The sequence below is a fragment of the Campylobacter sp. genome (genome assembly GCF_020024835.1).
Taxonomy (GTDB): Bacteria; Campylobacterota; Campylobacteria; order Campylobacterales; family Campylobacteraceae; genus Campylobacter_D.
This window is the reverse complement of record NZ_JAHHTD010000038.1, coordinates 1-12,914: the sequence shown is the minus strand read 5'-3', so window position 1 is coordinate 12,914 and position 12,914 is coordinate 1. Positions and strand designations below refer to the sequence as shown.

Genomic DNA, 12,914 nt, shown 5'->3' with positions numbered 1-12,914 from the left:
GCAAAGTAAAAATATATTTTATTATCAAAAAAATAGAATAATTTTTATATAAATTAATATTTAATTATAATTTTTTATAATATAATACAAGATTATAATTATCATATAAAAAAGGTGTAAGATGACCCAAGAAGAGTTAGATGCTTTAATGAGCGGTTCTGATAATTTAGATCTTGATTCTGTGGATACAGAAGAAGCAAAGCCAGAAACAAACTGCGAAGATTATGAAGATGAGGCAAAAAATCAGCAACTTATTAATGATGTAATAAGTGGTGATTATAGAGCAAGAGCAGATATGGCTTGGCCACCACCTCCGCCAAGTAAAGAACATAAAGTTGTGCATCAACTTGATGATGTAACAAGAGATAGCGAACTAAAAGCTACAGAAATGATGGAAAAGCTTGAGGCAATTAATGATTTTTTTGCAAATTCTGAAAATGAACTTTGTCTAATTAGCGAAACTTTAAATAAAAATATTGATATTTTTGGAAAATTGAATGCAAAATTTCCTAATGTGGAAAGTTTCAAAGGGGCTATAGAGGCAAATAATAATGCAAAAAATATCATTGATGAAATTACAGGTTGTTTGCAAACTGGGCAAGATGAAGTTATGATGGCTATGGATGCTATGCAATATCAAGATATTCATCGTCAAAAAATTGAACGTGTTATTAATGTAATGAGAGCTTTAAGTAGATATATGAGTAGTTTATTTGAAGGTAAAATTGATGATGAAAAACGTGTAGGTTCTGCTGTGCATATTAAAGGTGATACTACTGCTGATGTTGTAAGTAATGATGATATAGAGGCATTGATCGCTAGTTTAGGTAAAAAATGATCCATCCAGAAATTGTCGCACCTGCTGGAAATTTTATGAAGTTGAAGATCGCATTAGCTTATGGTGCTGATGCTGTTTATGCTGGTGTGAGCAATTTTTCATTAAGAGCTAGAACGGCTAGAGATTTTAATTACGATACTTTTAAAGAAGCCATTGATTATACTCACGATAAGGGTAAAAAGATTTATGTTACCATTAATGGATTTCATTTTAGTTCTCAAATTGATGGTTTAAAAAGACATATTTTAAAATTAAAAGAAATGAATCCAGATGCTTTTATAGTAGCTTCTGTAGGTGCTATGCGTTTGGTTAAAGAAATCGCACCAGATATTAATATCCATGTTTCTACTCAAGCTAATATTTTAAATTATCTTGATGCACAAGTTTATAAAGATATGGGTGCAAAACGTATCGTAATAGCTAGAGAACTTGGACTAAAAGATGCCAAGGAATTAAAAAATCATTGTGATATAGAACTAGAAAGTTTTGTCCATGGTTCGATGTGTTTTGCTTATTCTGGTAGATGTTTAATTTCATCAGTGCAAAGTGGTCGTATGAGTAATCGTGGTTCTTGTGCTAATGATTGCCGTTTTGCTTATGAGCTTTATGCTAAAAATCCTGATACAAATACCTTATTTAGATTAGAAGAAGATCAACAAGGAACACATATTTTTAATTCTAAGGATTTAAATTTAAGTTCGTATATACAAAAAATTATGCAAGAAAATTGCATTCACGCTTTTAAAATAGAAGGTAGAACTAAGAGTGAATATTATGTAGCACTTACAACTAGAACTTATAAAATGGCAGTTGATGATGTATTGAATAATTCTTTTGAGGCAATCAAGTATGAAAAAGAAATTCAGACTCTGAAAAATAGAGGTTTTACAGATGGCTATTTAGTTTCAAGAGTTTATGAAAAAAATGATTCTATAAATTGTGATAGTAGTATTGAAGAAGGAACGCATCAAGTGCATGCCATTAGTGAAAATGGGGAATTTTTTAAATGTAAAGGTAAAATAAAAATAGGGCAAGAGTATGAAATTTTAGCACCTGTAAATTCTTGTATTGAAACTGGTGAAAATAAGATAGGTCTTGTATATGAAAAGAATGGAAAAAATTTTGTAGTATTTAAGCAATTATTAGCAAAGAATAATAAAGAATTTAGTGAAATTCATAGTGGTAATGAAAATGAAATTTTTTTACCTTTTAAATTTCCAAATTATAGTTTTTTAAGGAATAATATAAGATGAAATTTGTAGCGGTGTTAATGGGTAGTAAAAGTGATTATGATATTGTTAAGGAAACCTTGGGGATACTTGAAAAATTTAATATAAAATACGAGGTTTTAATCACTTCTGCTCATAGAAGTCCTCATAGAACACAAGAATACATAAAAAACGCAGAAGCTAAAGGTGCTAAAGTTTTTATAGCAGCAGCTGGTATGGCTGCTCATTTAGCAGGAGCAGTGGCTGCTTATACTACAAAACCTGTTATTGGAATACCAATACCAGGAAGTAATTTAGCTAGTATGGATTCTTTATTTTCTATAGTTCAAATGCCAAGTGGAATTCCTGTAGCTACTTTAGCAGTTGGAAAATCAGGAGCTATTAATGCAGCATATTTGGCCGCTCAAATTTTAGCTATAGGAGATGAAAATTTAGCTCAAGATTTACTTGAAGATAGAAAAAAACAACAAGAAAAATTAAATAGTGACTCTAGTCAGATTGAAATTTTTCTTTAGGGGAAATTGATGCAAACTTATTTAGAATTAAAAGAATTTTGTCAATTAGTTCATTTGTCTGAAGATGTTGTTAAAGGAATGATGGCAAAAGGTTCCTTAAATTTTAAAGAGGAAGATGATAAAATTTATATTGAAGCAAATCAAGGAACTTTTAGCATAGTTCCAACTATGTCCAATCATCAACCCGCTATGGTTAATTCTATGACATTAGCAGGTGAGAGTTTTGTTGAAAAAACTATCGGCACGATTTTGAATTTGCACGAGAAAGTTTTAGATGCAAAAGATGAGACTTTAGAAGCTTTAAAAAGTGAAAATAAATTTTTAAAAGATGCACTTTATTCTATGCAAGAATTATATGATGCTGATCGTAATACTATTGAAACTTTAAATTTAGAATTAAAACATGCAAGAGATGAAATAGAATTTTTGAAAAGAAAATATAAAATGATGTGGAATAAAACAATAGATCTTTATGCGAATACTCAAGAACAATCAGAGGAAACGAAAATATGATGACTTTTTCAAGAATGATATTGAGTTTGCAAGAATTTTGGCAAAAACAAGGTTGTGTTATTATGCAACCTTATGATTTTCCTGCAGGAGCTGGAACTTTTCATCCTGCTACTTTTTTGAGAAGTTTAGGTAAAAAACCATGGGCAGCAGCTTATGTGGCTCCAAGTAGAAGACCAGCAGATGGCAGGTATGGAGAAAATCCTAATAGATTAGGTGCTTATTATCAATTTCAGGTTTTAATTAAACCAAGCCCTGATAACATACAAGAATTATATTTGAAAAGTTTGGAAAATTTAGGATTTGATTTAAAATCACACGATATACGTTTTGTTGAGGATAATTGGGAAAGCCCGAGTTTAGGTGCTTGGGGATTAGGTTGGGAAGTTTGGCTTGATGGTATGGAGGTAACACAATTTACTTATTTTCAACAAGTTGGTGGTATAGCTGTGGATTTAGTCAGCGTTGAAATTACCTATGGACTTGAGAGAATTGCAATGTATCTTCAAAATATAGATAGTGTTTATGATATTATTTGGAATGAATTTAATGGTGAAAAGATTACTTATGGAGATGTTCATAAACAAGGGGAGTATGAATTTAGTAAATATAATTTTGAAATTAGTGATGTAATGGTATTAAATTCGCAATTTGAAAATGCTTACAATGAGTGCAAAAATGCTTTAAATGCTAAACTTGCTTTACCTGCATATGATTATTGTATGTTAGCTGCTCATACTTTTAATCTTTTAGACGCAAGAGGTGCAATTTCTGTGACTCAAAGGCAAGATTATATGCTGAAAATTAGAGAATTATCTAAAAATTGTGCTTTAATTTATAAAGAAAATTTAAATGAAAATTAAAGAAATTTATAATTTTCTTAATTCAATAAGTCCATTTGAGACTCAAAGTTCTTGGGATAATAGTGGATTATTAATCGGAGATTTAGATCAAGAGATTGAAAAAATTTATCTTAGTTTAGATATTGATGAAAATTTACTTGAAAAAGCACATTCAAATTCTTTATTTATTGTCCATCATCCTCTAATTTTCAATAATTTAAAACATATTAGTGGAAAATTATATCCTCAAAAATTAATTACACGAATGATACAGAAAAATATTGCATTAATTGCTATGCATACTAATTTTGATTTGAGTCATTTAAATGTTTATTTTACCAAGGAAATTTTAGGTTTTAGCATTCGAAAAAAAGATGATTTTGTAGTTTATTGTGATGTGAATTTGTCTTTTAGTGAGCTTGTGATGTATGTAAAAGATAAATTAAAATTTGAACATATAAGGGTAGTAGAAGCTACGAGAAAAATTAATTCTATAGCAGTATGCACTGGCAGTGGTGGAAATTTAATTTCAAATATAAAGGCAGATTGTTTTTTAAGTGGTGATTTTAAATATCATCAAGCACTTGAAAGCTATCATAATAATCTTAGTTTAATTGATATAGGACATTACGAAAGTGAGAATTGTTTTGGTGAAATTTTATCAAGATATTTGCAAAATTTTCCTATAGAAGTTATAATATTGCTTTCAAAAAATCCATTTCAATATTTTTAAGGAAAGATTAATGAATAAATATTTAGAACAACTTATAGTTTTATCGCAGATTGATAAGGAGTTGGATAGTTTTGTTTTAAGAGTTGATGAAGCTACTAAGAATTTAAAAGAAAAATGCTTATTACTTGATAAGACTGTAGAAGAAATTGAAACACTCGATAAGGATATAAAAGATATAGAGCATCAAAAGATTCAAAATAATAATCATATATTAGAATTTAATGAGAAAATTAAAGAACTTTCTAAAAAAAGTGCTGCTATTAAGACAGAAAAAGAAGCTAGTGCTTTAAAAATAGAAGAAGATATAGCTAAAGAACAACTTGATGCGGCAAATGAGGAAATAGATCGACTAGATAAAATCTTAGAAAACAAGGAAAAATTTAAACAAGAATTAAAACTAAAAAGAGATGAATTTGAGAGCGAAGTGGATGAAATAGATGCTAAAACAAAAGTTGTTCTTGTTGATATAGAGAAAGAAAGATTAGAAATTTATGATAAAAAAGTTAAACTTATAGGTGAAATAAATCAAAAAGTATTAACTTTTTATGAAAAAATTAGAAAATGGGCTCACAATAGTGCAGTAGTTCCTGTAAGAAAACATGCGTGTTATGGTTGTTTTATGAGAATTTATGATAAAACTTATTTGGCTGTTTTAAAAGGTGATGAAATAGTAACTTGCCCACATTGTGGTAGAATTTTGTATAGAGAAAAAGAAGAAAATCAAAGTTGATTTTTCTTTATTATGTTCTTGCTGTGGTATTTTATATTCTTGCAGCACCTTTTTTATATATCTTAAGTCTTTTTAAAGAGAAGTATAAGATATCTTTAAAGTCAAGATTTTTTCTTTATAAAAATTTAAAAGAGGAATATGCAGATATTCATTTTCACGCTTGCTCTTATGGAGAAATTAAAAGTATAGCGTGCTTACTTAAGCAATTTGATAATTATAGAATTTCAGTTATCACCAATACGGGATTTAAAGAGGCATTAAAATACACTCATAAAGTTAATTTTCTACCATTTGAAATTTTTATTCCTTTTTGGATTAAACCTTGTAAAGTTTTAGTGATATTTGAGGCTGAACTTTGGTTGATGCTTATTTTTATGACAAAATTTTTTAATGCAAAAGTTATTTTGATTAATGCTAGAATTAGTGATAGATCCTATAAAAGATATATGAAATTTAAATTTTTTTATAAGATTGTTTTTAAGTATGTTGATGAAATTTTTGCACAAAGTTTAAAGGATAAAGATAGACTTAAGATGCTTGGTGCTAGAGATGTTCAGGTATGTAAAAATATTAAGATTTATAATGAAAGTAAAAAAACAAAAGAATTTGTAAAATTAAATTCAAGATTGATAATTTTTGCTAGTACTCACGAAAAAGAAGAAGAGTTATTGCTTTCTAAAATTAAACTTAATAAGAATGATAAATTGATTGTAGCACCAAGGCATCCTGAGCGTTTTGAAGATGTGGAAAAAATTCTACAAGTATTTTGTAAAAAGAATAATTTTACAATGCAAAAATTTTCAAATTTAAATTTAGATGATAATGACTTAGAAAGTAAATTTGTGGAGAAATGTTTATTGCTAGATAGTTTAGGAGAGCTTGAAAACTTTTATAGTATCAGCGATGTAGTCTTTTTGTGTGGATCCTTTGTAAAAAATATTGGCGGACATAATCCAGTTGAAGCTGCAAAATATAAAAATATTATTATCTCAGGTGAGTATTTTTTTAATCAAGAAAGTCTATATAATGAAATTGAAAATATTTATATTTGTAAAAATTTAGATGAAATAAATATTTATTTAGAGCAGAAATTATTGCAGATTATTCAAAGTATAAAAGAGGGTTTAAATGCAAGATAAAGCTTATAAATTATTAGCATTACAAGAAAAAATTTCAAATAATCAAGCTAAAAATTTAATTGATAATGGTTGTGTTTTTGTTAATGGAAAAAAAATAACTATGGCAAGAACATTGATGAATTCTAAGATAAAGTTTGTGATTCAAAAAATAAAAAAAGCAAAAATTTTATATGAAGATAATAACATAATTGCATTAGATAAACCATTTGGGCAAATTAGCGAGAAAATGGAAGATATTTATAGAGCAAAGTTGATTAATAGACTAGATAAAGAGACAAGCGGTGTTTTGCTTTTAAGCAAAAATGAAGATTTTAGAGTAAAATGTATAGAAGAATACAAAAAACAAAATGTTTATAAAAGTTATTTAGCTATTGTTAATGGAGTGATAGCAGAAGAAATAGAAATTAATGAGAAAATTTCAACGATTAAAACTAACCACGGGGCTTTTAGCAAAATTGATAAATTTGGACTTGAAGCTTGCACTCAAGTAATACCTTTGATGGTAAATGCTAAGAAAACTTTAATTAAAGCTATTATAAAAACAGGTCGCACTCATCAAATTAGAATTCATTTAAAACATATAAAAAATGGTATTATAGGCGATGAAAAATATGCTAAAATATCAGCTAATAGAATGTTTTTACATAGTTATGAGACTTGTATTTTTGATTATAAATTTAAGGCATTGCCAGATGAAAGTTTTAATGTTTATGGATTTGAGATAAAAAATTTAAATTTTTAAAGGCGTTTAAGCTAAAAGATTTTATAATTGAAGTTTTAAATTTAAAAAGGGATGAACGTGTTTGAAATAGTTAGTGAATCATTTAAATCTGCGGTTAATAAACTTCGTTTTATAGATGATGAAAAAGCTTTAAAAAGCGCATTAGACACTTTGAAAAAATCCCTATTAAAAGCAGATGTCCATCATAAGGTAACAAAAGAACTACTAACACTAGTTGAAAATGATTTGAAAATAAATGGTATCGGTCAAAAACAATTTTTAGATTCTATAAAGAAAAATTTAGAAGATATACTTAGTGTTAAGAGTGGAAACCAAGGTTTTGTTTTTTCTAATAAACCGCCTACGATTGTATTGATGTGTGGTTTGCAAGGTGGTGGTAAAACTACTACAACTGCAAAGATTGCCAATTATTTAAAATTGAGAGGTAAGAAAGTTTTGATTGCTGCTTGTGATTTGCAAAGATTAGCTGCAGTTGAACAACTTAAACAATTAACACAAGCTAATGAGTTAGATTTATTTTTTATAGATGGAGAGAATGATCCTTTAAATGTTGCAAAACAAGCTTTAGATAAGGCAAAAAAATCTCTTTATGATGTATTGCTCGTTGATACAGCAGGTCGTTTAGCTATAGATGTAGCATTAATGAACGAATTGAAAGAGGTAAAGAATATTTTAAATCCTGATGAGGTTTTTTACGTCGCTGATGCTATGAGCGGTCAAGACGGGGTTAAAACAGCTAGTTCTTTTGATGAAGTTTTAGGTATCACTGGAGTTATTTTAAGTAAATTTGATGCCGATACAAAAGGTGGAATTGCCTTGGGTATTGCAAGACAAATTGGAGTACCATTAAGGTTTATAGGTGTTGGCGAGAAGATAGCTGATTTAGAAGTTTTTATACCAGATAGAATAGTTAGTCGTATTATGGGTGAGGGTGATTTAGCTACTTTGGCTGAAAAAACAGCAACTATTATAGATGAAAAAGAGGCTAAAATTCTGAAAAAAAAAGTTAAGAAAGGTGAATTTAATTTTAATGATTTTTTAAATCAGATGGAAAATGTGAAAAAACTTGGAAGTATGAAATCATTAATGAGTATGATTCCTGGTTTATCGTCTATGACTGCAAATATTAAAGATATTGATTTAGATAATTCTAAGGAAATTACGCGTATAAAAGCTATGATTTCATCTATGACACTTAAAGAAAGAGAAAATCCTGATTTGTTAAACAATGCTAGAAAGCGTCGTATTGCAAATGGTGCGGGATTATCACAAGTAGAAGTTAATCGTTTTTTAAAGCAATTTAATAATGCAGCAAAATTAGCGAAAAAATTTTCAAATAAAAAGGGTATGGAAAATTTTATGAATATGCTACAGCAGGCTAAGCGACCTCATTGATTAAGGTTTTTTTATGGATATATAAATATCTATAACAAAATTTTAATGTTAGGAGTATTAAAATGACGGTAATTAGACTTACAAAAATGGGACGTAAAAAGAGACCATTTTATCGTATAGTTGTAACTGATAGTAGAAAACGAAGAGATGGAAGTTGGATAGAAAGCATTGGTTATTATAATCCAATGGTAGAGCCTGAAGTAGTTAAATTTGACGCAGAGCGTTTAGCTTATTGGAAAAGTGTTGGTGCAAAATTAAGCGATAGAGTAGCTGCAATTACAAGTAAATAAAGTAATGGTTGAAGATTTTTTAAGAGAATATGCAAAGTTAATCGTCGAATTTCCTGATAAAATTTGTATTAAAAGAAAGAATATAGAAGATAATTTTGCTGAGATTGTAATTTATGTAGATCCAGTCGATACTGGAAAGCTTATAGGAAAGAGCGGGAAGTTGATTAATGCTATAAAAACGGTTATTATGGCTTATAAGGTTAAAGATACCACTTCTTATCGCATTACGGTAAAAGCTATTGAATGATAATTTAATACAAGTTGCTAGACTTGGTAGAAGTATCGGCTTGAAAGGTTATGTTAAGTTACATAATTTAAGTGATTTTTTTGAACAATTTAAAAAGGGTGCTAAATTTTTTGATATTAATCGAAAAATTTATACCATTAAATCTTTTGATGCTAATCGTTCATTGGTTTTATTTGAAAATTATGAAAGTTTAGAGTTAGCTAAAAAGTTATCAAATATTTTACTTTATCAAACTAAAGAATTAACAAGACAAACTTGTATATTAAATAAAGATGAATATTTTTATTTTGATATCATAGGATGTGAAGTTTTTGAGGATAATGAGAGATTAGGTGTGATAGAAGATATCTTAGAAAATGGATCTGGTTTTTTATTTTTTATTAAAAGCGATGATAGTTTGATTAATCGAGCATTAGCACAAAACTTTTACATTCCTTATATTGATAAATACATATGTAGTATTGATATCAAGCATAAAAAAATTTTTACAAAATATGCGTTAGGTATTTTAGAAAATTCATGAAATATACTTTTGTGAGTTTATTTCCAGAGCTTATTGAACCTTATTTTCACGCTTCTATCTTAGCAAGGGCAAAAGAAAAAAATATTTTAGAATTTTCATTTGTAAATCCTAGAAAGTTTGCTACGAATAAATATTTAAAAGTAGATGATTATAAAATTGGTGGAGGAGCTGGACTTTTAATGCAAATTCAGCCAATGTTTGATTGTCTTGAATGGATTAAAAAGCAAGATAATGATGTTTATTTTATTTTTGTGCTTCCTTGCGCAAAATCTTTTAAACAGATTGATTCTAAACGACTTGCTAAAAAAAAACATATATGTTTTATTTGTAGTAGATATGAAGGATTAGATGAAAGAGTGGTAGAGGAATTTGCCGATGAAGTTTTTTCTATAGGTGATTTTGTATTGACTGGAGGAGAGCTTGCATCTTTAGTGATGTGTGATGCTATTAGTCGAAATATTTATGGTGTTTTAGGTAATTACCAGAGTTTAAATGAGGAAAGTTTTGAAGATAATTTTTTAGAAGCTCCATCTTTTTCAAAGCCACCGATATATGAAAAAGAAAATAGAAAATTTTATATACCTTCAGAGTTTTTAAAGGGAAATCACGCTAAAATCACAGCTTTAAAAACTACTATGGCGTCTTGCAAAACGAAATTTTTTCGTCCTGATTTGTATCAAAAGCATGAACGCAAATTTTAAGGAATATCATTATGAAAAATAAATATATAGAGCAGTTTGAGCAAAAACAAATTGAAGGTAAAAATGTTCCAGAATTTCGTGCTGGAGATACTTTAAGACTTGCTATTCGTATTAAAGAAGGTGATAAAGCTAGAATTCAAAATTTTGAAGGTATTTGCATAGCTCGTAGAGGTAATGGTGTAGATGAAACTTTTATTGTTCGCAAAATTGGTGCAAATAATGTTGGTGTAGAAAGAATTTTTCCTATTTATAGTGAAAGTTTAGAGAGTATAAATGTATTAAGAAGAGGTCGTGTTCGTCGTGCAAGATTGTTTTATCTAAGAAATAGAAGAGGTAAAGCAGCACGTATTAAAGAACTTAAGAGATAATTTGGAATTTAGAGTTAATCCTTATCAAAGGATCAAATGGAATGAAGAATTTAAAGATGATATATATGTTTCTCAAAAGATAGAAACTGAATATACTAAAGAAATCTGCATTAATATGCCAAAAGGTAGTTTTATGAAAGATCATAAAACTAATTTTGGTATTACTATTCAAGTTTTAAAAGGTTGTATTGATTTTGGTGTTGCTAATGGTCAAATTTTGCTTAAAGAGTTAGATAGTATTAGTTTAAAAGCCAATGAAATCCATAATCTTTTAGCCGTAGAAAACTCTATTGTTCGTTTGTCTTTGTATAAGCAAGATACTATTGAACGTGTTAAAAATGTCTTGAAATCTTAAAAATCAAGTAATTTATTTTTAAAAAAACGAGGTAAATGAATGGAATGGACAAAAAATTCTTGGAGAAGTTATAAAATTTCTCAACAGCCTTACTATGAAAATGAAGATGAGCTTAATAAAGTTGTTGATAAATTAAGAAAATTACCGCCTCTTGTTTTTGCAGGTGAAGTTGATTTATTAAAAAAAGACTTATCGAAAGTAGCTAATGGAAAAGCTTTTTTGCTTCAAGGAGGAGATTGTGCAGAAAGCTTTGTAAATTTTGGTGCTGATAATATTAGAGATATGTTTAAAATTTTACTTCAAATGGCTATTGTTTTGACTTTCTCCGGATCTTGTCCTGTTGTGAAAGTGGGTCGTATGGCAGGACAATTTGCTAAACCTCGAAGTTGTGATTTTGAAGAACAAAATGGTATTAAATTACCAAGCTATAGAGGCGATATTGTAAATGGTTTTGAATTTAATGAAAAATCAAGAAGACCAGATCCTAGCAGAATGCTTGAGGCTTATTACCAAAGTGCGACGACTTTAAATTTGTTAAGAGCTTTTTCTAGAGGTGGTTTAGCTGATTTAAGGGTAGTGCATAAGTGGAATTTAGGTTTTTTAAAAAAAGCAGAATTAGATAAAAAATATGAAGAGCTTAGTGAGAAAATCACTCAAGCTTTAGCGTTTATGCAAGCTTGCGGTATTGATAATGATCCAAATTTATCTCAAACTTCATTTTATACTTCACACGAAGCTTTGCTTTTGCCGTATGAGGAAGCATTAACAAGAGTGGATAGTTTAAGTGGTGATATTTATGATTGTTCAGCACATATGCTATGGATAGGAGAGCGAACAAGAAATATTGATGAAGCACATGTGCATTTTTTAAGTGGAATAAAAAATCCTTTAGGGGTTAAAATTAGTTCTAATTACGATATAGAGCATATAAAGAAATTAAGTCAAATATTAAATCCTGATAATGAAGCAGGAAAATTAAATTTTATTATCCGTATGGGATGTGATAAGATTGAAAAATATTTACCTAAATTATTAAGAGAATTAAAAAATGAAGGTTTAAATATATTATATAGTATAGATCCTATGCATGCAAACACTATAAAATCAGGTTGTTTTAAAACTAGAGAATTTGATAAAATTATGCAGGAAGTGCGTTTATTTTTTGAAATAGCTATGAGTGAAAACGTGTATCCTGGTGGAGTGCATTTGGAGATGACTGGTCAAAATGTTACAGAGTGTATAGGTGGTAGTTTAAATGTTACCCAAGAAGAGCTAGCAAAGCGTTATGAGACTCAATGTGATCCAAGGTTAAATGCTAATCAGGCTTTAGAACTTGCATTTTTAATAGCAGATTTAGTAAGGAAAACAATAAAGTGTTGAAATTTTATGGTATTAAAAATTGTAGTAGTGTAAAAAAAGCAATGGAGTATTTAAATTCTAAGCAAATTCAATTTGAGTTTTTAGATATTAAAAAAATAGATGAAGCTACTTTAAATTTTTGGCTTAGTAAAAGAGATGTTTTAGAGTTAGTAAATACAACTAGTATGAGTGCTAGAAAGCTAAAACTTAATAAGGAAAAGCTTCAAAGCTTAGTTTTATCTGAAATTAAGACTATAATTTTGCAAACTCCAAGCTTGATTAAAAGACCAGTTATCATAGATAAAGATAAAATTTACATTTCAAAAGAATATGAAAGATTATAAAATAAATATTTTTTGTTTTAATATTAGCTTGCTTTAAAAAAGTGAATTTAAGAG

The 12,914-nt window shown here is 28.5% G+C and carries 18 protein-coding genes; all 18 read left to right on the top strand.

Annotated elements, in window-relative coordinates; translation table 11 throughout:
- The first annotated feature begins 121 nt into the window (after positions 1-121).
- Positions 122-838, top strand: a complete 717-nt coding sequence (locus QZ429_RS06480; RefSeq protein ID WP_291953008.1) for a chemotaxis protein — start codon at positions 122-124, stop codon at positions 836-838.
- Positions 835-2,091, top strand: coding sequence for a peptidase U32 family protein (locus QZ429_RS06475; RefSeq protein ID WP_291953006.1), 1,257 nt, complete (start codon positions 835-837; stop codon positions 2,089-2,091). Before QZ429_RS06480 ends, QZ429_RS06475 begins: the two co-directional genes overlap by 4 nt.
- Entirely contained in the window at positions 2,088-2,582 is a 495-nt protein-coding gene (purE, locus tag QZ429_RS06470; protein ID WP_291953004.1) for a 5-(carboxyamino)imidazole ribonucleotide mutase, read from the top strand. The genes QZ429_RS06475 and purE overlap by 4 nt, the downstream gene beginning before the upstream one ends.
- Positions 2,583-2,591: 9 nt before the next feature.
- Positions 2,592-3,095 (top strand): DUF3972 domain-containing protein, encoded by a 504-nt coding sequence (locus QZ429_RS06465; protein WP_291953002.1) that lies wholly within the window; start codon positions 2,592-2,594, stop codon positions 3,093-3,095.
- Positions 3,095-3,955 carry a glycine--tRNA ligase subunit alpha gene (glyQ, locus tag QZ429_RS06460; RefSeq protein WP_291953012.1) on the top strand — a complete coding sequence of 287 codons (861 nt, stop codon included), beginning with the start codon at positions 3,095-3,097 and terminating at the stop codon, positions 3,953-3,955. Before QZ429_RS06465 ends, glyQ begins: the two co-directional genes overlap by 1 nt.
- The gene (locus tag QZ429_RS06455; RefSeq protein WP_291953000.1) at positions 3,945-4,667 is read left to right on the top strand and encodes a Nif3-like dinuclear metal center hexameric protein; all 723 of its coding nucleotides are present in this window, start codon (positions 3,945-3,947) and stop codon (positions 4,665-4,667) included. The genes glyQ and QZ429_RS06455 overlap by 11 nt, the downstream gene beginning before the upstream one ends.
- Before the next feature lie 10 nt (positions 4,668-4,677).
- Positions 4,678-5,397, top strand: coding sequence for a zinc ribbon domain-containing protein (locus QZ429_RS06450; protein ID WP_291952998.1), 720 nt, complete (start codon positions 4,678-4,680; stop codon positions 5,395-5,397).
- Complete coding sequence (waaA, locus tag QZ429_RS06445) at positions 5,394-6,536, top strand: lipid IV(A) 3-deoxy-D-manno-octulosonic acid transferase (RefSeq protein ID WP_291952995.1); 1,143 nt, start codon at positions 5,394-5,396, stop codon at positions 6,534-6,536. Before QZ429_RS06450 ends, waaA begins: the two co-directional genes overlap by 4 nt.
- Positions 6,526-7,278 (top strand): RluA family pseudouridine synthase, encoded by a 753-nt coding sequence (locus QZ429_RS06440; RefSeq protein WP_291952994.1) that lies wholly within the window; start codon positions 6,526-6,528, stop codon positions 7,276-7,278. The genes waaA and QZ429_RS06440 overlap by 11 nt, the downstream gene beginning before the upstream one ends.
- Positions 7,279-7,335: 57 nt before the next feature.
- A complete protein-coding gene (gene ffh / locus QZ429_RS06435) occupies positions 7,336-8,673 on the top strand; it encodes a signal recognition particle protein (RefSeq protein ID WP_291952992.1) in 1,338 nt (445 codons plus the stop codon).
- Positions 8,674-8,735: 62 nt separating this feature from the next.
- Positions 8,736-8,963 (top strand): 30S ribosomal protein S16, encoded by a 228-nt coding sequence (gene rpsP, locus QZ429_RS06430; RefSeq protein ID WP_012661702.1) that lies wholly within the window; start codon positions 8,736-8,738, stop codon positions 8,961-8,963.
- 4 nt (positions 8,964-8,967) lie between these two features.
- Positions 8,968-9,210, top strand: coding sequence for a KH domain-containing protein (locus QZ429_RS06425; RefSeq protein ID WP_291952968.1), 243 nt, complete (start codon positions 8,968-8,970; stop codon positions 9,208-9,210).
- Positions 9,203-9,733, top strand: coding sequence for a ribosome maturation factor RimM (gene rimM / locus QZ429_RS06420; protein WP_291952967.1), 531 nt, complete (start codon positions 9,203-9,205; stop codon positions 9,731-9,733). The genes QZ429_RS06425 and rimM overlap by 8 nt, the downstream gene beginning before the upstream one ends.
- Entirely contained in the window at positions 9,730-10,434 is a 705-nt protein-coding gene (trmD, locus tag QZ429_RS06415) for a tRNA (guanosine(37)-N1)-methyltransferase TrmD (RefSeq protein ID WP_291952966.1), read from the top strand. The genes rimM and trmD overlap by 4 nt, the downstream gene beginning before the upstream one ends.
- 11 nt (positions 10,435-10,445) lie before the next feature.
- A complete protein-coding gene (gene rplS, locus QZ429_RS06410; protein WP_291952965.1) occupies positions 10,446-10,802 on the top strand; it encodes a 50S ribosomal protein L19 in 357 nt (118 codons plus the stop codon).
- A 1-nt stretch (position 10,803) separates the two neighbouring features.
- A complete protein-coding gene (locus QZ429_RS06405; protein WP_291952964.1) occupies positions 10,804-11,157 on the top strand; it encodes a hypothetical protein in 354 nt (117 codons plus the stop codon).
- Positions 11,158-11,196: 39 nt separating this feature from the next.
- Entirely contained in the window at positions 11,197-12,537 is a 1,341-nt protein-coding gene (locus QZ429_RS06400) for a class II 3-deoxy-7-phosphoheptulonate synthase (protein WP_291952963.1), read from the top strand.
- Positions 12,534-12,860 (top strand): ArsC/Spx/MgsR family protein, encoded by a 327-nt coding sequence (locus QZ429_RS06395; protein ID WP_291953010.1) that lies wholly within the window; start codon positions 12,534-12,536, stop codon positions 12,858-12,860. The genes QZ429_RS06400 and QZ429_RS06395 overlap by 4 nt, the downstream gene beginning before the upstream one ends.
- Positions 12,861-12,914 lie beyond the last annotated feature (54 nt).

Coding starts and splice junctions, on each gene's coding strand:
- QZ429_RS06400 (WP_291952963.1), top strand. CDS start 11,197: ATGGAATGGACAAAAAATTCTTGGAGAAGTTATAAAATTTCTCAACAG.
- QZ429_RS06480 (WP_291953008.1), top strand. CDS start 122: ATGACCCAAGAAGAGTTAGATGCTTTAATGAGCGGTTCTGATAATTTA.
- QZ429_RS06455 (WP_291953000.1), top strand. CDS start 3,945: ATGAAAATTAAAGAAATTTATAATTTTCTTAATTCAATAAGTCCATTT.
- QZ429_RS06475 (WP_291953006.1), top strand. CDS start 835: ATGATCCATCCAGAAATTGTCGCACCTGCTGGAAATTTTATGAAGTTG.
- QZ429_RS06450 (WP_291952998.1), top strand. CDS start 4,678: ATGAATAAATATTTAGAACAACTTATAGTTTTATCGCAGATTGATAAG.
- QZ429_RS06465 (WP_291953002.1), top strand. CDS start 2,592: ATGCAAACTTATTTAGAATTAAAAGAATTTTGTCAATTAGTTCATTTG.
- purE (WP_291953004.1), top strand. CDS start 2,088: ATGAAATTTGTAGCGGTGTTAATGGGTAGTAAAAGTGATTATGATATT.
- glyQ (WP_291953012.1), top strand. CDS start 3,095: ATGACTTTTTCAAGAATGATATTGAGTTTGCAAGAATTTTGGCAAAAA.
- trmD (WP_291952966.1), top strand. CDS start 9,730: ATGAAATATACTTTTGTGAGTTTATTTCCAGAGCTTATTGAACCTTAT.
- QZ429_RS06440 (WP_291952994.1), top strand. CDS start 6,526: ATGCAAGATAAAGCTTATAAATTATTAGCATTACAAGAAAAAATTTCA.
- rpsP (WP_012661702.1), top strand. CDS start 8,736: ATGACGGTAATTAGACTTACAAAAATGGGACGTAAAAAGAGACCATTT.
- rplS (WP_291952965.1), top strand. CDS start 10,446: ATGAAAAATAAATATATAGAGCAGTTTGAGCAAAAACAAATTGAAGGT.
- QZ429_RS06425 (WP_291952968.1), top strand. CDS start 8,968: ATGGTTGAAGATTTTTTAAGAGAATATGCAAAGTTAATCGTCGAATTT.